Raw genomic sequence first — 23,035 nt, 5'->3', positions numbered from 1 at the left:
TTGGAATTATGATCATAATCAACGTTAAAGAAGGCGAATCATTAGACAAGGCGTTAAAACGCTTTAAGAAGAAATTTGAAAAAACTGGTGTATTACGCGAACTTCGCAGTCGTCAGGCATTCGAGAAAAAATCGGTTAGCCGTCGTCACGAGATCAAGCATGCCATCTACAAGCAGAACATGAACCTTGAAACTACTGTTTAATTCGGTAAAAGAATTTTTCAGTTTTTCTTGTTAACATATATAAAACTATTTGTACATTCAACTATTGGGATGTACAAGTAGTTTTTATGTTTTTAGAGCGGTTTATACAATATATTAAATTCGAAAAACGGTACTCCCCGCATACAGTATCTGCCTACCAGTCAGACCTTGATCAGTTTATTGGTTTCCTGAACCATCCCGATCAAACCATAACCCATCCGCAGGAAATTACTCATCACCAGATTAGAAACTGGATGGTTGAGCTCATGAATCAGCAGCTTACCGCCCGTTCCATCAATCGTAAAATAGCCACATTGCGCAAATACTTTAAGTTTTTGGTGCAGGAGGGGGTGTTAACGGTTAACCCGGCATCAAAAATAAACACACCCAAAATCCCTAAACATTTACCCGTTGTGGTTGAAGACGCGCGCCTTACCCAGATGCTGGACAACGGCGAAGTGTTTAGCGACGATTTTAAAGGCACACGTGATAAGCTGATCATGGAGATGCTGTTTGGCACCGGCATGCGCCTGGCCGAGCTACTGGGCATTAAAGATACCGATATCAACGTTTATGAGGGTACAGTTAAGGTTTTGGGCAAGCGTAATAAAGAGCGCATCATTCCGCTGAACCAGGAATTGCGCTTATTGCTGCTGAGATACAATGAGTTAAAGAAAAGTGAAAATTTTAGTAACAATTCGTTAACATTGATCGTTACTGATAAAGGGGCTAATGCATATCCAAAGCTAATTTACTTAACCGTGCAAAAATATTTATCCTATATATCAACCCAAAATAAAAAGAGCCCCCACGTGTTGAGGCACACCTTTGCAACCAGCCTGCTTAATGCAGGAGCCGATTTAAATGCGATAAAAGAATTACTGGGCCACGCTAACCTAAGCGCCACCCAAATTTATACGCATAATTCTGTTGAACGATTAAAGTCTATTTACAAACTAGCCCATCCAAAGGCATAAAAAGGAGGAACCATGAAAATTACAGTGCAATCAATTCATTTTACTGCAGACAAAGGATTATTGGAATTTATACAAAAGAAAGCCGATAAACTGGAGACCTTTTATGATAACATTATAAATGGCGAGGTTTATTTAAAGCTGGAAAATGTAGAGCACGAAGCCAATAAAATAACAGAAATTAAGCTGCAGTTGCCGGGCAACCAAATTTTTGCGAAGGAACAATGTAAATCTTTTGAAGAGGCTACCGACCTTGCCATTGAGAGCCTGCGCAAACAAATAGCGAAGCATAAAAAACGGAAAGAGATTGCTGCTCAAGAGGTTAAAAAGGCCGTACTGGCATCAACCGAAGAGGAATTTTAACAATAAAAAACCCATAATATTTCTTAAAAATCGACGGCAAAAAGGCCGTCGATTTTTTTTTAATAAAAAATTTTGTGGGGCGTTATTTATTTGTAAATTTGCAATCCCTTTCGGAGAGGTGTGTAACACACTTCTTCAATAAAAGGGAACGGTTCTTTAAAATAAAAAATACACCTTATAAAAATTAGCCTGCAGGTTTTGCGGTTAGTTCCTGATTGGTCTTTTGATGATCATGGTATTATAAAGTATATAAGCCTCCTTAGCTCAGCTGGTAGAGCAACTGACTTGTAATCAGTAGGTCATTGGTTCGATCCCGATAGGAGGCTCTGTTTATTCATTGAGTGAATGAGCGAATTATAGGATGAGTGAATGTAAGTTCGTCATTCAATAATTCACTAATTAAAACGTTCAATTATTAAACAAAAATGGGGGGATACCAGAGCGGTCAAATGGGACGGACTGTAAATCCGTTGCTTCGGCTACGAAGGTTCGAATCCTTCTCCCCCCACATTGTAATGAGTGAGGGAACATTGAGTGAAAGAGTGAATGAAAAGGTAGATATTGAAAAATGTTCACTCCATCATTTGCTAATTCACTCAATCACTCGTTAAATAAAAAAGCGGAAGTAGCTCAGTTGGTAGAGCGATAGCCTTCCAAGCTATAGGTCGAGAGTTCGAACCTCTTCTTCCGCTCAAAAGGATGTCGGATTTCGAAATTTCGACTTCGGACTTAAAAAAACTGGTAGAGAATGCCGGAGAAGTTAACAAGGATTTAAATCCGAAATTGAACGTCCGAAATTCAAAATCAATAAGCCGACGTAGCTCAGGGGTAGAGCACTTCCTTGGTAAGGAAGAGGTCATGGGTTCAAATCCCATTGTTGGCTCAACGTAGTAACGTATATAGTAATAATTAAGAATATAAATTAACCTACAAATAATAAATAAATCATGGCAAAAGAAAAGTTTGACCGCAGTAAACCGCATTTAAATATCGGTACAATCGGTCACGTTGACCACGGCAAAACAACCCTTACCGCAGCTATCACTAAAGTGTTATCTGATGCAGGTTTATCAGAAGCCCGTTCATTTGAATCAATTGACTCAGCTCCTGAAGAAAAAGAACGTGGTATTACAATCAATACAGCGCACGTTGAGTATTCAACTGCTAACCGTCACTACGCTCACGTTGACTGCCCGGGTCACGCGGATTATGTGAAAAACATGGTTACAGGTGCAGCTCAAATGGACGGTGCTATCATCGTAGTTGCTGCAACTGATGGTCCGATGCCACAAACACGCGAGCACATTCTTTTGGCTCGTCAGGTAGGTGTACCTTCATTAGTTGTATTCATGAATAAAGTGGATATGGTTGATGATCCGGAATTGTTAGAATTAGTAGAAATGGAAATCCGTGAGCTATTATCATTCTATGATTTCCCTGGTGATGATATCCCGGTAATCCAGGGCTCTGCTTTGGGGGGCTTAAATGCTGATCCGAAATGGGTTGGTAAAATTATGGAATTGATGGACGCTGTTGATAGCTACATCCCAATTCCTCCGCGTTTGACAGAACTTCCATTCTTGATGCCTGTTGAGGACGTATTCTCGATCACTGGTCGTGGTACTGTTGCAACTGGTCGTATTGAGCGTGGTGTAATCAACTCTGGTGAGCAGGTTGATATATTAGGTATGGGTGCTGAGAACTTGAAATCAACCGTAACAGGTGTTGAGATGTTCCGCAAGATCCTTGACCGTGGCGAAGCTGGTGACAACGTAGGTTTATTATTACGTGGTATTGAAAAAACTGATATCCGTCGTGGTATGGTTATTTGCAAACCAGGTTCAGTAAATCCGCACACTGATTTCAAAGCAGAAGTTTACGTATTATCAAAAGCTGAAGGTGGCCGTCACACGCCGTTCTTTAACAAATACCGTCCGCAATTCTATTTCCGTACAACAGACGTTACAGGTGAAATCACCTTAGCTGAAGGTGTAGAAATGGTTATGCCTGGTGATAACGTTACCATCACTGTAAAGTTGATCAACGCTATCGCAATGGAAAAAGGCTTACGTTTCGCTATCCGTGAAGGTGGCAGAACAGTAGGTGCCGGCCAGGTAACTGAAATTTTAAAATAATTTCAATCCCTTTAAGGGAATTAAAAAACGGTTAATTTTTTTGTAAAGTACCCCGGCTTTTGCCAGGGTACTTTATCAATATTATAATGTTCCTTCGGGAAATCGAGGGTTTACACGGGAATAGTTCAACGGTAGAATAGAGGTCTCCAAAACCTTTGATCAGGGTTCGAATCCTTGTTCCCGTGCATAATAGCAAATAACTAAGAATGGCTAACGTATCTGAATATATTAAAGAGTCTTACATCGAGTTGACCCAGAAAGTAACCTGGCCAACCTGGCGTGAATTGCAAAGCAGCGCAGTTTTGGTATTGATAGCTGCAATTATCATCGCCATGCTGATATTTGGTATGGATCAGGTCATCGGCTTTCTGCTTAACAAGTTTTATAGTTCACTAGCTTAATATATATAAAGATGAGTGATCAGTTAAAATGGTACGTTGTACGCGCCATAAGCGGTAAAGAAAAAAAAGTTAAACAATATATTGACGCAGAAATTGCCCGTTTAGGCATTACGCATTTGGTGCCCCAGGTATTAATACCTACCGAGAAATATTATCAAATGCGCGACGGAAAGAAAATTGCTAAAGAACGCAACTACTTTCCGGGTTATGTATTAATGGAAGCCCAGTTAGATGGCGAGTTGGAGCACATCATCAAAAATGTGAACAGCGTTATTGGTTTCCTGGGTGATAAACAGGGTAATGCTATCCCTTTGCGCCAGGCAGAAGTTAACCGTATTTTAGGTAAGGTTGATGAAATGACCGCGCAGGGCGAAACCATGAATGTGCCTTATTACGTTGGCGAAAACGTTAAAGTAATGGACGGGCCTTTCAACGGATTTAGCGGGGTGATTGAAGAGGTTAATGAAGAGAAAAAGAAACTGAAGGTAATGGTAAAGATATTTGGGCGCCGTACGCCGCTTGAATTGAATTACATGCAGGTAGAGAAAGAGTAATAGTATCAAGTATTTAGTAGCAGGTATCAAGGAAGAATACTTGTTGCAATTTGATATTGAAGATAATGGTACTATAGAGAAGGTAAAAGTCTAAATACTTGATACTGACTACTAAATACCAGACTAACAAATGTTACATAGCTTCCACTTTATAACATTGAATAATTAAATAAAAAAGCAAATGGCAAAAGAAGTCGGTGCAATGGTTAAGCTGCAAGTGAAGGGCGGTGCTGCAAATCCATCACCTCCAATTGGACCTGCATTAGGTGCAAAAGGGGTGAACATAATGGAGTTTTGCAAACAGTTCAACGCACGTACCCAGGACAAACCTGGTAAAGTGTTACCTGTAGTTATCACTGTTTATGTTGACAAGTCATTCGATTTTATCATTAAAACTCCTCCTGTAGCTATCCAGTTAATGGAAGTATCAGGTTTAAAAGGTGGTTCGGCCGAGCCTAACCGTAAAAAAGTTGCCAATGTAAATTGGGAACAGGTTGAGCAGATAGCTAAAGATAAAATGACTGATTTAAACGCGTTCACAGTAGAATCAGCCATGAAAATGGTAGCAGGTACTGCCCGCAGTATGGGGATAACCGTATCAGGTACGGCACCCTGGAATTAATTAAATTTATACAAATCAGTTTAAGACAGTGGCTAGATTAACAAAAAATCAAAAAGTGGCGCTCTCCAAAATTGAGGCTAATAAATCGTATACATTACAAGATGCATCATCATTGGTTAAAGAATTAACCAATACAAAATTTGATTCATCAGTTGATATAGATGTGCGTTTAGGTGTTGACCCCCGTAAAGCCAATCAAATGGTACGTGGTATTGCAACATTGCCTCATGGAACCGGAAAAACTGTACGTGTACTGGTGCTTTGTACTCCTGACAAGGAACAAGAAGCAAAAGACGCAGGTGCAGATTTTGTAGGTTTGGATGACTATATCGCCAAGATTGAAGGTGGATGGACTGATGTTGATATTATCATAACCATGCCAAGTGTTATGGCTAAAGTAGGTAGATTAGGCCGTGTGCTTGGTCCGCGTAACTTAATGCCTAACCCTAAATCAGGTACAGTAACTCCAGATGTTGGAAAAGCTGTAACTGAGGTAAAAGGTGGTAAGATCGACTTCAAGGTTGATAAAACCGGTATTATCCATACCTCAATAGGAAAAGCATCTTTCCCTGCTGATAAAATTTATGAGAATGCATTAGAAGTATTGCAAACCATCTCTAAATTAAAACCATCATCAGCTAAAGGAACATATTTTAAGAGTATTCATATCTCTTCTACCATGTCTCCGGGGATTACAGTAGAAACAAAATCAGTAGCGGGAATTTAATCATGAATAAAGAAGAAAAACACGACCTTGTTCTTGCCCTCTCTGAACAAATGAAGGAATACGGTAATTTTTATATTACCGATACTTCAGACCTAACGGTTGCAAAAATCAACAATATTCGTCGTCAATGTTTCGAAAGCGACATTACGATGAAGGTAGCAAAAAACAGCTTGATTAAAAAAGCTATGGAAGCTGCCGGTGGTGATTATACCGCAATGTATGATGTATTAAAAGGTTCATCATCTATTCTTTTCTCAAAATCAGCAACTGCCCCGGCAAAGCTGATCAAAAAGCTAAGAAAACAAGGTGACAAACCAGTTTTAAAAGCAGCTTACATTGACTCTGCAATATTTGTTGGCGATAATCAATTAGATACTTTAATCAAATTGAAATCGAAAGAACAATTAATTGGCGAGATCATCGGATTATTGCAGTCGCCAGCGAAAAATGTGGTATCTGCACTGCAATCAGGCGGAAACACATTGGCAGGATTAGTAAAAACATTACAAGAAAGAGGTTAATTCAAACACCTAAAAGTTTGATTATTAAACACAAAGCATTAAAGTAAAAAACATAATATAATGGCGGATTTAAAAGCATTTGCTGAACAGTTAGTAAACTTGACAGTAAAAGAAGTAAACGAATTAGCTCAGATCTTAAAAGACGAGTACGGTATTGAGCCGGCTGCTGCAGCTGTTGCTGTTGCAGGTCCTGCTGCCGGTGGTGGCGATGACGCTCCTGCTGCTGCAGCTGAGCAAACAGCATTTGATGTTATCCTGAAAGAAGCAGGTGGCTCAAAATTAGCTGTTGTTAAATTAGTAAAAGACTTAACCGGTCTTGGTTTGAAAGAAGCAAAAGATCTTGTTGACGGTGCACCTAAAGAAGTAAAAACTGGTGTAACTAAAGAAGAAGCTCAATCTCTGAAATCTCAATTAGAAGAAGCCGGAGCAGTAGTTGAGGTTAAATAAGTTAACCACAATACTTATAGCATCAGACTCCGACCATATTTGGTCGGGGTCTATTGCTGTTTATAAAGGTTTGATATTAGCCATGAGGTATTAGAACTGAGCATACGCGGGCTGGCCCGTTTATATTCAACTCAGATCTCATATCTCCAATCTCAATATCTACACACAGTTTATTAATAAACTAAAATTAAAATACCTTGGCAAACAAAAAAAATCAAAGAGTAAACTTTGCAACCAGCAGAAAGGTACTTGATTACCCCGATTTTCTGGATGTGCAGTTGCAATCTTTCCAGGAATTTTTTCAATTGGAAACAACTTCAGACAACCGTCATAAAGAGGGCCTGTTTAAAGTATTTGCCGAAAACTTTCCTATTTCAGATTCAAGAAACATCTTCGTACTGGAGTTTCTTGATTATTTCATTGATCCGCCACGTTACGATATACGCGAGTGTATTGAGCGCGGATTAACTTATAGCGTACCATTAAAAGCAAAACTTCGCTTATCATGTAATGATGCTGAGCACGAAGATTTTGAAACAATTGTTCAGGACGTGTATTTGGGAACTATCCCTTACATGACGCCTAAAGGAACCTTTGTTATCAATGGTGCAGAACGTGTAATTGTATCACAGCTACACCGTTCGCCAGGCGTGTTCTTCGGCCAAAGCCGTCACACCAACGGTACAAAATTGTACTCGGCCCGTGTTATCCCGTTCAAGGGTTCATGGATTGAGTTTGCTACTGACGTTAACAACGTGATGTATGCTTACATTGACCGTAAAAAGAAGTTCCCGGTAACTACCCTGCTCCGTGCCATTGGTTATGACTCTGATAAAGATATCCTGGAGTTATTTGAACTGGCTGATGAAGTAAAAGTTAGCAAGTCAGGTCTTAAAAAATTCATCGGCCGTAAACTGGCTGCCAGAGTTTTAAAGAAATGGGTTGAAGATTTTGTGGATGAAGATACCGGTGAAGTAGTTTCCATTGACCGTAACGAAATTATCCTGGAGCGTGAAACCGTGCTGGAAGATGACCATATCGATATGATCATTGACGCCGGTGTTAAAACCATCATCCTGAACAAGGAAGATGCTGCAACCAGTGGTGATTACACTATTATATATAATACCTTACAAAAGGATACTTCAAACTCAGAAAAAGAAGCGGTTGAGCATATCTACCGTCAATTACGTAACGCCGAACCACCTGATGAGGAAACTGCACGTGGTATCATCGATCGTTTATTCTTCTCTGACAAACGTTATGACCTTGGTGATGTGGGCAGGTACCGCATCAACCGTAAGTTGAAACTGAGCACATCAGAAGAAACTAAGGTATTAACCAAACAGGATATCATTGCGATAGTTAAATATCTGATCAAATTAATCAACTCAAAAGCCGAGGTGGATGATATTGATCACTTGTCAAACCGTCGTGTGCGTACCGTGGGCGAGCAGTTATATGCTCAGTTTGGTGTTGGTTTAGCACGTATGGCCCGTACCATCCGTGAGCGTATGAATATTCGTGACAACGAAGTATTTACACCTACCGACCTGATCAACGCGCGTACATTATCATCTGTGATCAACTCGTTCTTCGGAACAAACCAGTTGTCACAATTTATGGATCAAACCAATCCACTGGCAGAGATTACGCACAAGCGTCGTCTGTCAGCCTTAGGCCCCGGTGGTCTGTCGCGTGAGCGTGCAGGTTTTGAGGTTCGTGACGTTCACTACACCCACTACGGTAGGTTGTGTACCATCGAAACTCCGGAAGGACCGAACATCGGTTTGATATCATCACTTTGCGTACATGCCAAGATCAACAACTTAGGCTTTATTGAAACACCATACAAACGTGTGGTTGACGGTAAAGTACAGGTGCAGGAAGATGTAATCTATCTGTCTGCCGAGGATGAGGATGGTAAAACCATAGGCCAGGCAAATGCCCATTATGATGATAAGGGTGTATTTGCATTACCTAAAGTAAAAGCCCGTTTTGAAGGTGACTTCCCGATCATTGATCCGGAGAAGTTGGATTTGATGGACATCGCTCCAAACCAGATCACTTCAATTGCGGCTTCATTGATTCCGTTCCTTGAGCATGATGATGCTAACCGTGCCCTGATGGGTTCAAACATGCAACGCCAGGCAGTGCCTTTATTGCGCCCTGAGGCTCCAATTGTTGGAACCGGATTAGAAGGCCGTGTAGCAAAAGATTCACGTACCCTGATCAACGCCGAAGGCGATGGTGTTGTGGAGTATGTTGACGCAAACCAGATTGTAATTAAATATGACCGTAATGAACTTGATCGTTTGATCTCTTTCGACGGTGATTCAAGAAGCTATATCTTAACCAAGTTTAAGAAAACCAACCAAAGCACTACCATCAACTTAAAACCGATTGTTAAGAAAGGCGAAAGAGTTGAAAAAGGACAGGTGCTTTGCGAAGGTTATGCAACACAAGATGGCGAGTTAGCACTGGGCCGTAACCTTAAAGTGGCATTCATGCCTTGGCAGGGTTATAACTTTGAGGATGCGATCGTGATCTCTGAGCGTGTAGTATCCCAGGATATCTTTACTTCTCTTCACGTTGAGGAATTTGAACTGGAAGTACGTGATACCAAACGTGGGGAAGAAGAGTTAACTCCGGATATCCCTAACGTATCAGAAGAAGCTACTAAAGATTTGGACGAAGACGGTATTATCCGTGTTGGTGCCGAAGTTAAAGAAGGCGATATCCTGATAGGTAAGATCACGCCGAAAGGTGAGTCTGATCCTTCACCGGAAGAGAAATTATTACGTGCCATATTTGGTGATAAAGCAGGTGACGTTAAAGATGCGTCATTAAAAACTCCGCCGTCTATCGCGGGTGTTGTAATTGATACCAAATTATTCTCGCGTGCTAAGAAAACTACCAAGGCAGAAGAAAAAGCACAGATCGAGAAGCTTGATATTAAACATGACAAAGCAGTAAAAGATCTTAAAAACACTTTAATTGAGAAGTTATTTGAGATAGTTAACGGCAAAACATCACAAGGTGTAAGCAATGTTTACAAAGAGCTATTGGTGCCTAAAGGCGTTAAATTCACTCAAAAGATTTTAACTGAGTTACCTTTTGAAAACATCAACCCAACAAAATGGACAACTGATGATGACAAAAACGACCAGATAAAAACTTTGCTTCATAACTATAACATCAAGGTTAATGAGGAACTGGGTGCTTACCGTCGCGATAAATTTGCTATCAGTGTAGGTGATGAGCTTCCATCTGGTATCGTACAAATGGCTAAGGTTTACATCGCTAAAAAGCGTAAGCTTAAAGTGGGTGATAAAATGGCGGGCCGTCACGGTAATAAAGGTATTGTTGCGCGTATTGTACGTGACGAGGATATGCCTTTCTTAGAAGACGGAACACCGGTTGATATTGTGTTGAACCCACTGGGTGTACCTTCACGTATGAACCTGGGCCAGATCTATGAAACTGTATTAGGTTGGGCTGGTAAAGAGCTGGGCATTAAATTTGCAACCCCGATTTTTGATGGTGCAAGCCATGAAGAAGTGGAAGAGTGGGTTAAAAAAGCCGGTATCCCTGAATCAGGCCGTACTTATTTATACAATGGTTTAACTGGTGATCGTTTTGATCAGCAAACTACAGTAGGTATTATCTACATGCTGAAATTAGGTCACATGGTTGATGATAAAATGCATGCACGTTCTATCGGGCCATACTCATTAATTACACAACAACCATTGGGTGGTAAAGCCCAGTTTGGTGGTCAGCGTTTTGGTGAGATGGAGGTTTGGGCGCTTGAAGCATTTGGTGCATCAAACATCCTGCAGGAAATATTAACCGTTAAATCGGATGATGTTGTTGGCCGTGCCAAAACTTACGAGGCTATTGTTAAAGGTGAAAACCTGCCAACGCCTTCAGTTCCTGAATCATTCAACGTATTGGTTCATGAATTAAGAGGTTTAGGTTTGGATATCACGTTAGAATAAGGTTAAAGGCAAAAGGTAAAAGGTTAAAGGCAGCAATGTCAAACCTTTTACCTTTAACCTTTCACCTTTAACCATTAAAACAAAGGAGACTATGTCTTACAAAAAGGATAATAAAATCAAAAGTAATTTTACTACTATCACCATCAGCTTAGCATCGCCCGAGGCGATTTTGGAGCGCTCAAGCGGTGAAGTTTTAAAACCCGAAACCATCAACTACAGGACCTATAAGCCTGAGCGTGATGGTTTATTTTGCGAGCGTATTTTTGGTCCGGTTAAAGATTACGAGTGCCATTGCGGTAAATACAAACGTATCCGTTACAAGGGTATCGTGTGCGACCGTTGCGGTGTTGAAGTAACCGAAAAGAAAGTGCGTCGTGAGCGTATGGGCCACATCAATTTGGTGGTTCCGGTTGCTCATATCTGGTATTTCCGTTCGTTGCCAAATAAAATTGGTTACTTATTGGGCCTGCCAACAAAAAGACTTGATCTGATCATATATTATGAAAGATATGTAGTGATCCAGGCTGGTATTAAAGAAAGTGACGGAATCAATAAAATGGATTTCCTTACTGAAGAAGAATACCTGGATATATTAGATACTCTTCCGAAAGAGAACCAATACCTTGATGATAAGGATCCACAGAAATTTGTAGCCAAAATGGGTGCAGAAGCTTTGGAAGAATTATTGAAACGTATTGATCTTGACGAATTATCATTTAGCTTACGCCACCAGGCAGCTACCGAAACTTCACAACAACGTAAAAACGAAGCATTAAAACGCCTACAGGTTGTTGAGGCTTTCCGTGGTGCAAAAACACGTATCGAGAATAACCCTGAGTGGATGATCGTTAAGATCGTTCCGGTTATCCCGCCTGAATTGCGCCCGTTGGTACCTCTTGAAGGTGGCCGTTTTGCAACGTCAGATTTAAATGACCTTTACCGTCGTGTAATTATCCGTAACAACCGTTTAAAACGTTTGATCGAGATTAAAGCACCAGAGGTGATTTTACGTAACGAAAAACGGATGTTACAGGAAGCTGTAGATTCGTTATTTGATAACTCACGTAAAGTTAACGCGGTAAAAACTGAAGGTAACCGTGCATTGAAATCACTTTCAGACATCCTGAAAGGTAAACAAGGCCGTTTCCGTCAAAACTTATTAGGTAAACGTGTGGATTATTCTGCCCGTTCTGTAATTGTTGTAGGCCCTAACCTTAAATTACATGAGTGCGGTTTACCAAAAGATATGGCTGCCGAGCTGTTTAAACCATTTATCATTCGCAAGATGATTGAGCGTGGTGTGGTTAAAACAGTAAAATCTGCCAAGAAAATAGTTGACCGTAAAGACCCATTGGTTTGGGATATTTTAGAGAACGTATTAAAAGGCCACCCGGTATTATTAAACCGTGCGCCTACGTTACACAGGTTAGGTATCCAGTCATTCCAGCCAAAACTGGTTGAAGGTAAAGCTATCCAGCTGCACCCGTTAACCTGTACCGCCTTTAACGCGGATTTTGACGGTGACCAGATGGCTGTGCACGTACCACTGGGTAATGCTGCTATATTAGAGGCACAGGTATTAATGCTTGCGTCGCACAACATTTTAAACCCTGCTAACGGAACACCTATTACCGTTCCGTCTCAAGACATGGTGCTTGGTTTGTACTACATAACCAAAGGCCGTAAAACTGATGCAGATCGGGTTGTAAAAGGCGAAGGCTTAACATTCTACTCTTCGGAAGAAGTTATCATTGCTTACAATGAGCGCAAAATTGACCTGCATGCATTTATAAAGGTTAAAGTGCTTATTAAAGAGCGTGACGGACATATCGTAAGCAAAATTATAGATACTACTGTAGGCCGTGTGTTATTTAATGAGCACGTTCCGGTTGAGGTAGGTTATATAAATGAATTGTTAACCAAAAAATCACTGCGTGATATTATTGGTGAAGTGGTAAAAATTACCGGTATGGCGCGTGCTGCCGCGTTCCTTGATGATATTAAGGAATTAGGTTTCAGGATGGCATTCCAGGGTGGTTTATCATTTAACTTGAAGGATATCAATATCCCTGCTGAGAAAGTTACGTTGATTGCTCAGGCTTCTAAGCAAGTTGAAGAAGTAATGGGTAACTACAACATGGGTTTCATTACCAACAACGAGCGTTATAACCAAATTATCGATATCTGGACACGTATCAACAACCGCTTAACCGCGAATGTGATGGACATCCTAAGCAACGATAACCAGGGCTTTAACTCTGTTTATATGATGTTGGATTCAGGAGCGCGTGGTTCGAAAGAGCAGATCCGTCAGCTTGCAGGTATGCGTGGTTTGATGGCTAAGCCTCAAAAATCAGGCTCGGGTGGTGAGATTATTGAAAACCCGATCCTTTCAAACTTTAAAGAAGGTTTGTCAGTATTAGAGTACTTTATATCAACTCACGGTGCACGTAAAGGTTTGGCCGATACTGCATTGAAAACAGCTGATGCTGGTTACCTGACCCGTCGTTTACATGACGTTGCACAGGATATGATTGTTGGTACCGTAGATTGCGGAACTTTAAGAGGTATATACACAACCGCGTTAAAAGATAACGAGGATATTGTTGAGCCATTATATGACCGTATTTTAGGCCGTACATCTTTACATGATGTGTTTGACCCTATTACTAACGATTTGTTGGTATCAGCTGGTCAGGATATTACAGAAGAGATTGGTAAAACTATTGAGAACTCTCCGCTTGAAGGTATCGAGATCCGTTCGGTATTAACCTGCGAAAGCAAACGTGGCGTATGCGCGTTATGCTATGGCCGTAACTTAGCAAGCGGTAAACGCGTGCAAAAAGGCGAGGCTGTTGGTGTAATTGCAGCACAGTCAATCGGTGAGCCGGGTACACAGTTAACCTTACGTACATTCCACGTGGGTGGTACCGCGTCAAACATTGCTGCTGAGTCTCAGATCAATGCTAAATTTGACGGTATCATTGAGTTTGAAAACGTTCGTACCGTTACTTATCAAACCGCTGAAGAAGGCGCTGTTGATGTAGTGTTGGGTCGTTCGGGCGAGTTCCGTATAGTTGAAGAAGGAAGCAATAAAGTTATTGTTACCAACAACATCCCTTACGGTTCATACCTGTATATTAAAGATGGCAGCAAAATCAAAAAAGGTGATCGTATTTGTTCATGGGATCCATACAACGCGGTTATCATATCAGAATTTGCCGGTGTGGCGCAGTTTGAAGCCGTATTAGAGGGTATCACTTTCCGTGAAGAATCTGACGAGCAAACAGGTCACCGTGAAAAGGTTATTATTGATACCAGGGATAAAACAAAAAACCCGGTTATACAAGTTGCCGATACCAAAGGAAACCTTATTAAAGGATATAACATCCCGGTAGGCGCACACATTGCAGTTGATGAGGGTGAGAAATTACAAACAGGACAGATCATTGCTAAAATACCTCGTTCAACAGGTAAAACCAGAGATATCACCGGTGGTTTGCCACGGGTAACAGAGTTATTTGAGGCACGTAACCCATCAAACCCTGCTGTAGTAACCGAAATTGACGGCGTTGTAACCCTGGGTGGTGTTAAACGTGGTAATCGTGAGATCACTATCGAATCAAAAGATGGACAAGTTAAAAAATACCTGGTGCCATTGTCTAAACACATCCTTGTACAGGATAATGACTTTGTGAAAGCTGGTATGCCATTGTCTGATGGTTCAATATCGCCTGCTGATATCCTGGCTATAAAAGGCCCGGCCGCAGTACAGGAGTACCTGGTTAATGGTATACAGGAAGTTTACCGTTTACAGGGTGTGAAAATCAATGATAAGCACTTTGAAGTTATTGTTCACCAAATGATGCAGAAGGTAGCTATCGAAGATGCGGGTGATACCCGTTTCTTAGAGAAAGAAGCTGTTGACAGCTGGGATTTCATGCTTGAAAATGACGACATCTTTGATAAAAAGGTTGTTATTGAGCCGGGCGATTCAACCAGCTTAAAAGCAGGTCAGATCATATCTGTACGCAGATTGCGTGACGAAAACTCAATTTTAAAACGTAAAGATTTGAAATTGGTTGAGGTGCGTGACGCTATCGCGGCTACTTCCAGCCCAATGTTGCAGGGTATTACCCGGGCATCATTAGGCACTAAATCGTTTATATCTGCAGCATCCTTCCAGGAAACCACCAAGGTTCTTAACGAAGCGGCGATTGCAGGTAAGAGAGATCTAATGCTGGGCTTGAAAGAAAACGTTATTGTTGGTCACTTAATTCCGTCAGGAACCGGTTTACGCGAGTACGAAAATATCCGCGTAGGTTCACAGGAAGAATTTGATCGTCTGATGGCTTCAAAAGCTGAAGAAGTAGAGGCTTAATTAACCAAGCAAATAATAAATAGCAAAGCTTTCCGCAAAACGGAAGGCTTTTGCTATTTTTGCGCTATGGAAGAACAGAACGAAACCCAATTGAATATTGAACTTTCTGAAGAAGTTGCGGAAGGAATCTATTCGAACCTTGCAATTATAACCCATTCAAATCAGGAGTTTGTGCTTGACTTTATACGAATCATGCCCGGTACGCCGAAGGCTAAGGTAAAATCACGTATAATTATTACCCCCGAGCACGCCAAAAGACTCCTGACCGCACTTGAAGATAATATTGAAAAATTTGAAGCCGCAAACGGCCGCATAAAAATCCAGCAGGAACCTTCGGCGTTTCCGATGAATTTTGGCGGTACCATGGGCCAGGCATAACGGGGATATCACTCATCCCGATCAACATATTTGTTTATTATATCATTTAGCCAATGCCTTCATTCAAGTTTCCGGGGAATAAAAAAGTAAAAATTTGTGTTATAGGAGATATGATGCTTGACCACTATATTAATGGTTCATGTGATCGTATTTCGCCCGAGGCACCGGTGCAAATTGTTGATGTGGCGGGCGAAGAATACAGCCTGGGCGGGGCCGGCAACGTACTCAAAAATCTACAATCTTTCGGTTGCGAAGGATCAATAATAAGTATCAGTGGCAATGATGATACCAGCCATATAGTTAAAGATGAGTTAGAAAAGATCGCCCCTGATTTTTATTACCAGGCTAAAGATGACGATCGCCGCACCACAATAAAAACAAGGGTTGTTGTAAACAGGCACCAGCTGATAAGGTTGGACAGAGAGGATAAGATTTACTGTAACGATGCTATTGCCGATGAAATATTTAACTTTTTTAAAACCAGGGTAAAAGAGTTGGATGTGGTGATATTGTCAGACTATTGCAAAGGGGTATTAAGTACGCGGCTGGTAAAAAATATCATTAAATTATGTAATGATAATAATGTTATAACTATTGTTGATTCAAAAGACAAGGACCTGTCAAAATATCGCGGTGTTACCCTGGTAAAGCCAAACAAAAAAGAAGCGGCGCTTGCGTCTGGAATAAATATTATTGATGACGCCACGCTGGAAGCGGCCTGCAAAAAAATAGCAGATACTACGGCCTGCGAAACCGTTATCGTTACCTTATCTGAAGCTGGTATAGCAATTTATCAGGACGGAAAATTAATTAAGAAACCAACCAGGGCACTTGATGTTTTTGATGTTACCGGCGCCGGCGATACGGTTATAGCTGCCCTGGGCTTTGCACTTGCTAATGGTTTATCAATAGCAGATGCTTGTGACTTTGCAAACAGCGCTGCCGCAGTTGTGGTGGCAAAATTTGGCAGCGCAGTAGCGACATTAGAAGAAATTAATGAGCTGAACAGGTAGTAATAAAATATAAATATGGTTTACAGATACTCTGCGTTTATCAAAATTCTCAATCTGTTTATTGATTATTTATTGTTAAATGTTAGCATGTTTATAGCCTATTTAATTGTTGACGGGCGGGGGGTGCAAATAACAACCAGTAAATATTTGCCTATAGTAATGATGTTTAACCTGATCTGGCTACTGTCAACAAATATTACGGGTTTATATGAGCGTGTATTAAACAAAGATTCGATCCGCACTTATCAGGGTTTTTTTAAAACATATTTGTTATTCGTATCGTTAATATCCTTTATCATAATTATAATAGGCACCAGTTTCTATTTAATCACAAGAGAGTATTTACTTTATTCGGTTATACTATTTGGTTTTTTGGTTGGGTCATGGAAGTTTATATTCCTGATTATAAGAAAGAGTAAAAGAAACTTGTTAATGGACTCCAGGAATATAATTATTGTTGGATCAGGACCAATAGGCATGAATATTTTTGAATATTTTGAACATAATAAACATAGCGGATATAAAGTGTTAGGTTTTTTCGACGATAAAGCGTCGCGCATACCGGCTATTGGTTTATACTTAGGCAGTATTGATGATTGTATTGGTTATGTACTAGAAAATGGTGTAGATGAAATATTTTGCGCGCTGCCAATCTCTCAAACTAACCGTATAGAGCAGTTAATGACTGAAGCGGACAAACATTTAATACGTTTTAAAATAGTTCCTGAATATTATATTAATCCTAAAAGGTCAATGTTTGTGCAAAATTTTGATCACATACCAATTATCTCAATAAGACAGGAACCTTTGGAGAGCATGGCTAACAGGTTAATAAAGCGTGTATTTGATATTGTATTTTCATTGTTTGTTATAATATTTATATTTAGCTGGCTCTTCCCAATATTGGCCATAATCATAAAATTGCAATCGCGTGGGCCGGTGTTTTTTGTGCAAACACGGTCGGGTAAAGACAATAAGCCTTTTAAATGTTATAAGTTTAGAAGCATGCGTGTTAATAACGATTCAGACATACAACAGGCAAAACGCGGCGACCCGCGAATTACAACTATTGGCGCATTTATCCGTAAAACAAGTTTAGATGAATTTCCACAGTTTTTTAATACGTTAATAGGCAATATGTCTGTTGTAGGGCCAAGGCCACATATGATAATCCATACTGAACAATATTCGCAACTGGTTGATAAATTTATGGTGCGCCATTTTTTAAAGCCGGGCATAACAGGCTGGGCGCAAATTAATGGCTTTAGAGGTGAAACCAAAACAACCGAAGACATGCTTCAGCGGGTAGAAGCCGATGTATGGTATCTTGAAAACTGGTCCTTTTTACTTGACCTCAAAATTATATTTCTTACTTTTTGGAATGTGATAAAGGGTGATGAAAAAGCATTTTAATATAATATGACTCAAAAGGGGCGCTTACAACCAAAACCGTGAAATTCAAAACATTTCAATAAATCAATAATGGAAAAAAATTCCAAAATATATATTGCAGGTCATAGGGGTATGGTTGGTTCGGCCATTTATCGTAAACTGGAAAAAGAGGGGTTTACAAATATCATTACCCGGGTGTCAGCAGAACTTGATTTGCGGAATCAACAACAAGTTGCTGATTTTTTTGCAGGTGAGAAACCTGACTATGTGTTTTTGGCAGCTGCAAAGGTTGGTGGAATAATCGCTAACAATACTTACAGGGCGGAGTTTTTATATGATAATTTGCAGATTCAAAATAATGTTATTCATTCGTCATACCTAAATGGTGTAACCAAACTAATGTTTTTAGGCTCAAGCTGCATATATCCCAAAATGGCGCCGCAGCCCCTTAAGGAAGATTATTTGCTTATGGGACCACTTGAAGAAACCAATGAGCCGTACGCTATAGCTAAGATAGCAGGCATTAAAATGTGCGACGCTTATCGGGCGCAGTATGGCTGTAACTATATATCGGTAATGCCTACTAACCTTTATGGTTACAATGACAATTATCATCCGCAAAACTCGCATGTATTACCTGCCCTGATCAGAAGGTTCCATGAGGCAAAGACGCAAAATGTGCCTGACGTTACTATATGGGGCACCGGCACGCCCAAACGCGAATTTTTATTTGCCGATGACCTTGCTTCAGCATGTTACTACTTAATGCAAAATTATGACGAGCCGGGCTTAGTCAATATAGGTACGGGTGAGGATCTGTCTATTAAAGACCTGGCCCTACTGGTAAAAAATATTATAGGCTATACCGGCGAAATAAAATTTGATGCGACGAAGCCTGATGGCACGCCTAGAAAATTAATGGACGTTAGTAAATTACATAGCAAAGGTTGGACACATACCATTGAATTAGAAGAAGGCATTAAATTGGCCTACCGTGATTTCCTGGAAAAGCACATTGCCTGATTACTTTAGTTTAAAAAAACCTAAAGTTAATTCCATTGTTATACACTTGCCGTTATCAACGGATTAGTTAATGAGTGTAGGCAACCACGGATGGTCTGGAAGCTTATGGGTGATATTATAGCCGCTAAATAATTAAATTTCCGTATTATTGTGGCAACTTTATCAGAATAAAAATTGCAGTTTTTGGGATTTAAAAGCTACTGCGATTATCATAAAATAATGAATAAATTTAGAATTTACTTATCTATACTGGTTGTTGTTTTTAGCCTGATATTATCTTCATCTGTCTTTGCTCAATCATTACCTCAAAATATGTCAAGCTTTAACGTTGATGACTATTCTGATGCTCAATTGAAAGCGGTATTACAAAACGCACAATCGCAGGGATTAAATGACAGTCAGTTAATGCAAATGGCGCAAAGCAGAGGTTTGCCAGCCAGCCAAGCTCAGCGTTTACAATCAAGGTTGGCAGATATTCGCAGGAAAGATGGGAGTGTTAGTGCTGTTGATACGACAGGTAATACGCAGTCTTCTCGGAAATTAAGCAATGGAGACAATAATAACCAGGATTCGCAGGGAAATACTACCGGGTTGTTTAGCGACAGATCAAGAATATTTGGCGCCAGCCTTTTTAGAAATAGTAAGGCCAACACCTTCCAGCCAAATTTAAAACTAGCCACGCCGGTAAATTACATTGTTGGCCCCGATGATAAGTTACACATTAACGTTTACGGAAATTCTGTAGCTAACTGGCAATTAACCGTGACCCCGGAAGGTAATATCAACATACCCGGCGTAGGCATATTAAATGTGGCAGGCAAAACTATTGAGCAGGCTACTGTTGCTATAAAAAGTAAATTGGCCGCCAATAACTATGCGGTTGACAGGGGCACTTCTGTACAGGTTTCGTTAGGCGATATCCGTACAATTAATGTTATTTTACAAGGCGAACTGATGAAGCCCGGAACATATTCATTATCGTCGCTGTCGACAGCGTTTGATGCATTGTTTGCAGCTGGAGGGCCCAATGATATAGGGTCGTTTCGTAAAATTGAGATCATCAGGAATAATAAAGTGGTAAGTAAACTTGATCTGTATGACTTTATCGTAAACGGGAGCAGAAAAAGTAACATTGTATTACGTGATCAGGATATAATACATGTACCACCTTATGGTATCCACGTGGAATTGAAGGGAGAGGTTAAAGTACCTGCCATTTTTGAAACACTTCCCGGCGAAAAATTGCAAGATATACTGGATTATAGCGGCGGGTTTACAGATCAGGCCTATACAGAGCGTATAAAGGTTGATCAGGTTAATGGCCAACAACATCGATTTAAAGATATTGGCGAAAACGACTATAAAAACTATACACCACTGCGTGGCGATAAATATACGGTGTCGAAAATATTAGACAGATACGAAAACAGAGTTATAATAGACGGGGCTGTGTTCAGGCCTGGCGAATTTGAATTACAAGACGGACTTAGCGTATCTAAATTAATTAAAAATGCAGGAGGGTTAAGAGAAGACGCCTTTACAGGCCGGGGAAGTATCATCAGACTTAATGCCGACAATACTATTCAACAACTTTCTTTTAACGTTCAGGACGTGATGTCAAACCCATCGGCCGATATTGTACTGCAACGAGAAGATAGTATTTCTATAACGTCTGTTTTTGATTTGCATGACAGGTATAAAGTGACTATAAAGGGGCAGGTTAGAAGAGCTGGTGATTTTGCATATGCTGACAGCATGAAGGTAGCTGACCTGATTCTTAAGGCGGGCGGTTTCGCAGAAGGCGCAAGTGCCAGGCGTATTGAGGTGTCACGGAGAGTGTTTGATAGCGATCCTAGTCAAAAAAACAGCAGAGTAGCCCAGGTATATAGCGTTAATGTTGATGCCAATCTGAAGTTTGAAGACATCAACTTTTCTTTAAAACCGTTTGATATTGTGTCGGTTTATACGTTACCGGGATATGAGACTCAAAAAGTAGTAAAGGTTGAAGGTGAGGTTATTTTCCCCGGATATTATACTATTGAGAAAAAGAACGAGAAGGTATCGGATCTTGTTAAGCGCGCCGGCGGCTTAACAAGATCTGCAGATATAGAAGGTGGCAGCTTAAAAAGGGATAATGCCGCTGTACTAGGTGTTGATAAAACTAAAGTTGATACAATAACCTTAAGCAAAGAGCGGGCAGAAAGGATTAGAAGACTACAACGTAGTTTTAAAGATACTTTAAGCAGTTCCGTGGATACGTCGCAATTTAGAAATAACTACGTTGGTATTGATCTGAAAAAAATATTAGCTCATCCCGGAGAAGGTGACGATTTAATCCTTGAGAATGGCGATGTTTTAAGAATCCCTAAAGAACAACAAACGGTAAGGGTAAACGGCGAAGTGCTATATCCAAGTGCCGTTGTTTATAGTAGTGGAAAAACATTTAAGGGATACGTTCTAAACGCCGGCGGATTCTCGCCCAGCGCTTTGAAGAGAGCGGCGTATGTGGTATATACTAATGGAACTGTTAAAGGGACCAACAAATTTCTTTTCTTCAATATTCATCCTAAGGTTAAACCTGGCAGTGAAATTTTTGTACCTAAAAAATTGCCTGGCCGCGGCGATACCGGGCAATTAATATTGGGCTATACAACTGGCCTGGCGTCATTAGGTGCTATTATATTGGGTATTTTAAGCTTGAGAAAGTAAAGGTTGAGAGTATATTGATGACACAGAAAAACAACGAAATGACAGGCAGCGGCGAATTATCGCTAAAAGACGTGATTTTGGTAATACGGAAATGGGGTAATTATCTTCGGTCTAAGTGGATAACCCTAATTATTGCATCGGCTATAGGTGGTGCTATAGGCGTTGCTTACGCCTTACTTCAGAAACCTTTATATACCGCAGAACTAAGCTTTGCCTTGCAAGACGAAAAATCAGGAGGTGGACTTAGTAGTGCATTAGGTTTAGCCAGTCAGTTTGGAATTGATGTAGGAGGTGCCGGTGGCAGCGTTGGTGGTGAGTTTTCAGGCGATAATCTTCTGGAATTAATGAAGTCGCGTTCTATGATCGAAAAAACATTGCTTAACCCGGTTGAAATAAGGGGTAAAAAGGAAACTTTGGCTGATTTTTATATAGAGTTTAATAATTTTAGAGAAAAGTGGCAAAACCAGCCTAAGCTTGCTAATGTTCATTTTTTGGCCGGGGCAGACAGATCTAAATTTAACTTGACGCAAGACAGCTTGTTGGGCATTTTTCATAAGTCGCTTATAAAAAATAACATAGCTGTCGAAAAACTTGACAAAAAGTTAAGCATTATTTCCATAAAAGTAACGGCTACTAATGAGCTGTTTGCAAAGCTTTTTACAGAGGTACTTGCCAAAACTGTGTCTGATTTTTATATCCAGACAAAAACAAAAAAAGGGAGTCAGAACGTTAAAATTTTGCAAAGGCAAACCGACTCGATAAGACAAGCGTTAAATTCAAGTATAAGTGGGGTGGCAAGCTCGATAGATGCTACTCCCAACGCCAATCCAGCCATGCAAACGTTACGCGTACCGTCGCAAAAGCACGCTGTAGATGTGCAGGCAAATACAGCTATATTAAGCGAGTTGGTTAAACAATTAGCCATGAGCAAAATGTCTTTGCTGCAAGAAACTCCGCTTATTCAAATAATTGATCAACCCATTTTGCCGCTGGAGAAAGAAAAAACCAGTAAGGTAAAGTGCTTGATTTTGGGCGGATTAATGGCCTTGGTATTAATGATAATATTATTGTCTATAAAGCCTTTCTACAAATTTATCTCAAACTAGAGATTGCGTATCTATTAACTGCTTACACACCGGGACGTTGATCACGAATTATCTGTAGCTTTTATAAATCGAAAAAAATAAATCA

General features: G+C 40.3%; 18 protein-coding genes and 5 tRNA genes. All 23 read left to right on the top strand.

What is annotated here, in order from left to right; all coding sequences use genetic code 11:
• Nucleotides 1-8: 8 nt before the first annotated feature.
• Nucleotides 9-203: a 30S ribosomal protein S21 gene (gene rpsU, locus LJ658_RS03535; protein WP_144248316.1), complete on the top strand. Its 195-nt coding sequence runs from the start codon at nucleotides 9-11 to the stop codon at nucleotides 201-203.
• A gap of 86 nt (nucleotides 204-289) precedes the next feature.
• A complete protein-coding gene (locus tag LJ658_RS03530) occupies nucleotides 290-1,180 on the top strand; it encodes a tyrosine-type recombinase/integrase (protein ID WP_230545085.1) in 891 nt (296 codons plus the stop codon).
• Between the two features lie 12 nt (nucleotides 1,181-1,192).
• Entirely contained in the window at nucleotides 1,193-1,540 is a 348-nt protein-coding gene (hpf, locus tag LJ658_RS03525; RefSeq protein ID WP_230545084.1) for a ribosome hibernation-promoting factor, HPF/YfiA family, read from the top strand.
• 253 nt (nucleotides 1,541-1,793) lie between these two features.
• Nucleotides 1,794-1,866, top strand: a tRNA-Thr gene (locus tag LJ658_RS03520).
• Between the two features lie 101 nt (nucleotides 1,867-1,967).
• A tRNA-Tyr gene (locus LJ658_RS03515) sits at nucleotides 1,968-2,048 on the top strand.
• 111 nt (nucleotides 2,049-2,159) lie between these two features.
• Nucleotides 2,160-2,232, top strand: a tRNA-Gly gene (locus LJ658_RS03510).
• A gap of 119 nt (nucleotides 2,233-2,351) precedes the next feature.
• Nucleotides 2,352-2,423 (top strand) — tRNA-Thr (locus LJ658_RS03505).
• 64 nt (nucleotides 2,424-2,487) lie between these two features.
• On the top strand, nucleotides 2,488-3,675 hold the full coding sequence (tuf, locus tag LJ658_RS03500; RefSeq protein WP_214071510.1) for an elongation factor Tu: 1,188 nt from the start codon (nucleotides 2,488-2,490) through the stop codon (nucleotides 3,673-3,675).
• A 114-nt stretch (nucleotides 3,676-3,789) separates the two neighbouring features.
• Nucleotides 3,790-3,860 (top strand) — tRNA-Trp (locus tag LJ658_RS03495).
• 21 nt (nucleotides 3,861-3,881) lie between these two features.
• On the top strand, nucleotides 3,882-4,076 hold the full coding sequence (gene secE / locus LJ658_RS03490; RefSeq protein WP_230545083.1) for a preprotein translocase subunit SecE: 195 nt from the start codon (nucleotides 3,882-3,884) through the stop codon (nucleotides 4,074-4,076).
• Nucleotides 4,077-4,087: 11 nt separating this feature from the next.
• Entirely contained in the window at nucleotides 4,088-4,630 is a 543-nt protein-coding gene (gene nusG / locus LJ658_RS03485; RefSeq protein WP_230545082.1) for a transcription termination/antitermination protein NusG, read from the top strand.
• Nucleotides 4,631-4,811: 181 nt separating this feature from the next.
• Nucleotides 4,812-5,252 (top strand): 50S ribosomal protein L11, encoded by a 441-nt coding sequence (gene rplK / locus LJ658_RS03480; RefSeq protein WP_214071513.1) that lies wholly within the window; start codon nucleotides 4,812-4,814, stop codon nucleotides 5,250-5,252.
• Nucleotides 5,253-5,280: 28 nt separating this feature from the next.
• Nucleotides 5,281-5,979: a 50S ribosomal protein L1 gene (rplA, locus tag LJ658_RS03475; protein WP_230545081.1), complete on the top strand. Its 699-nt coding sequence runs from the start codon at nucleotides 5,281-5,283 to the stop codon at nucleotides 5,977-5,979.
• 2 nt (nucleotides 5,980-5,981) lie between these two features.
• A complete protein-coding gene (gene rplJ, locus LJ658_RS03470; RefSeq protein WP_230545080.1) occupies nucleotides 5,982-6,500 on the top strand; it encodes a 50S ribosomal protein L10 in 519 nt (172 codons plus the stop codon).
• Nucleotides 6,501-6,560: 60 nt separating this feature from the next.
• Nucleotides 6,561-6,947: a 50S ribosomal protein L7/L12 gene (gene rplL / locus LJ658_RS03465; RefSeq protein WP_214071516.1), complete on the top strand. Its 387-nt coding sequence runs from the start codon at nucleotides 6,561-6,563 to the stop codon at nucleotides 6,945-6,947.
• A gap of 197 nt (nucleotides 6,948-7,144) precedes the next feature.
• Nucleotides 7,145-10,948, top strand: a complete 3,804-nt coding sequence (gene rpoB / locus LJ658_RS03460) for a DNA-directed RNA polymerase subunit beta (RefSeq protein ID WP_230545079.1) — start codon at nucleotides 7,145-7,147, stop codon at nucleotides 10,946-10,948.
• Nucleotides 10,949-11,039: 91 nt separating this feature from the next.
• Nucleotides 11,040-15,329, top strand: a complete 4,290-nt coding sequence (gene rpoC, locus LJ658_RS03455) for a DNA-directed RNA polymerase subunit beta' (RefSeq protein WP_230545078.1) — start codon at nucleotides 11,040-11,042, stop codon at nucleotides 15,327-15,329.
• Nucleotides 15,330-15,395: 66 nt separating this feature from the next.
• Nucleotides 15,396-15,707 carry a DUF3467 domain-containing protein gene (locus LJ658_RS03450; RefSeq protein WP_230545077.1) on the top strand — a complete coding sequence of 104 codons (312 nt, stop codon included), beginning with the start codon at nucleotides 15,396-15,398 and terminating at the stop codon, nucleotides 15,705-15,707.
• Between the two features lie 53 nt (nucleotides 15,708-15,760).
• Entirely contained in the window at nucleotides 15,761-16,720 is a 960-nt protein-coding gene (gene rfaE1, locus LJ658_RS03445; RefSeq protein WP_230545076.1) for a D-glycero-beta-D-manno-heptose-7-phosphate kinase, read from the top strand.
• A gap of 15 nt (nucleotides 16,721-16,735) precedes the next feature.
• Nucleotides 16,736-18,133 (top strand): undecaprenyl-phosphate glucose phosphotransferase, encoded by a 1,398-nt coding sequence (locus tag LJ658_RS03440; RefSeq protein ID WP_230545075.1) that lies wholly within the window; start codon nucleotides 16,736-16,738, stop codon nucleotides 18,131-18,133.
• Nucleotides 18,134-18,202: 69 nt separating this feature from the next.
• Nucleotides 18,203-19,135 carry a GDP-L-fucose synthase gene (locus tag LJ658_RS03435; RefSeq protein WP_230545074.1) on the top strand — a complete coding sequence of 311 codons (933 nt, stop codon included), beginning with the start codon at nucleotides 18,203-18,205 and terminating at the stop codon, nucleotides 19,133-19,135.
• 219 nt (nucleotides 19,136-19,354) lie between these two features.
• A complete protein-coding gene (locus LJ658_RS03430; protein ID WP_230545073.1) occupies nucleotides 19,355-21,844 on the top strand; it encodes an SLBB domain-containing protein in 2,490 nt (829 codons plus the stop codon).
• 71 nt (nucleotides 21,845-21,915) lie between these two features.
• Nucleotides 21,916-22,950 (top strand): lipopolysaccharide biosynthesis protein, encoded by a 1,035-nt coding sequence (locus LJ658_RS03425; protein ID WP_230545072.1) that lies wholly within the window; start codon nucleotides 21,916-21,918, stop codon nucleotides 22,948-22,950.
• The last annotated feature ends 85 nt before the right edge of the window (nucleotides 22,951-23,035 follow it).

It is taken from the genome of Mucilaginibacter sp. UR6-11 (assembly GCF_020880695.1).
GTDB lineage: Bacteria > Bacteroidota > Bacteroidia > Sphingobacteriales > Sphingobacteriaceae > Mucilaginibacter.
This window is presented reverse-complemented; position numbering and strand designations above follow the sequence as displayed.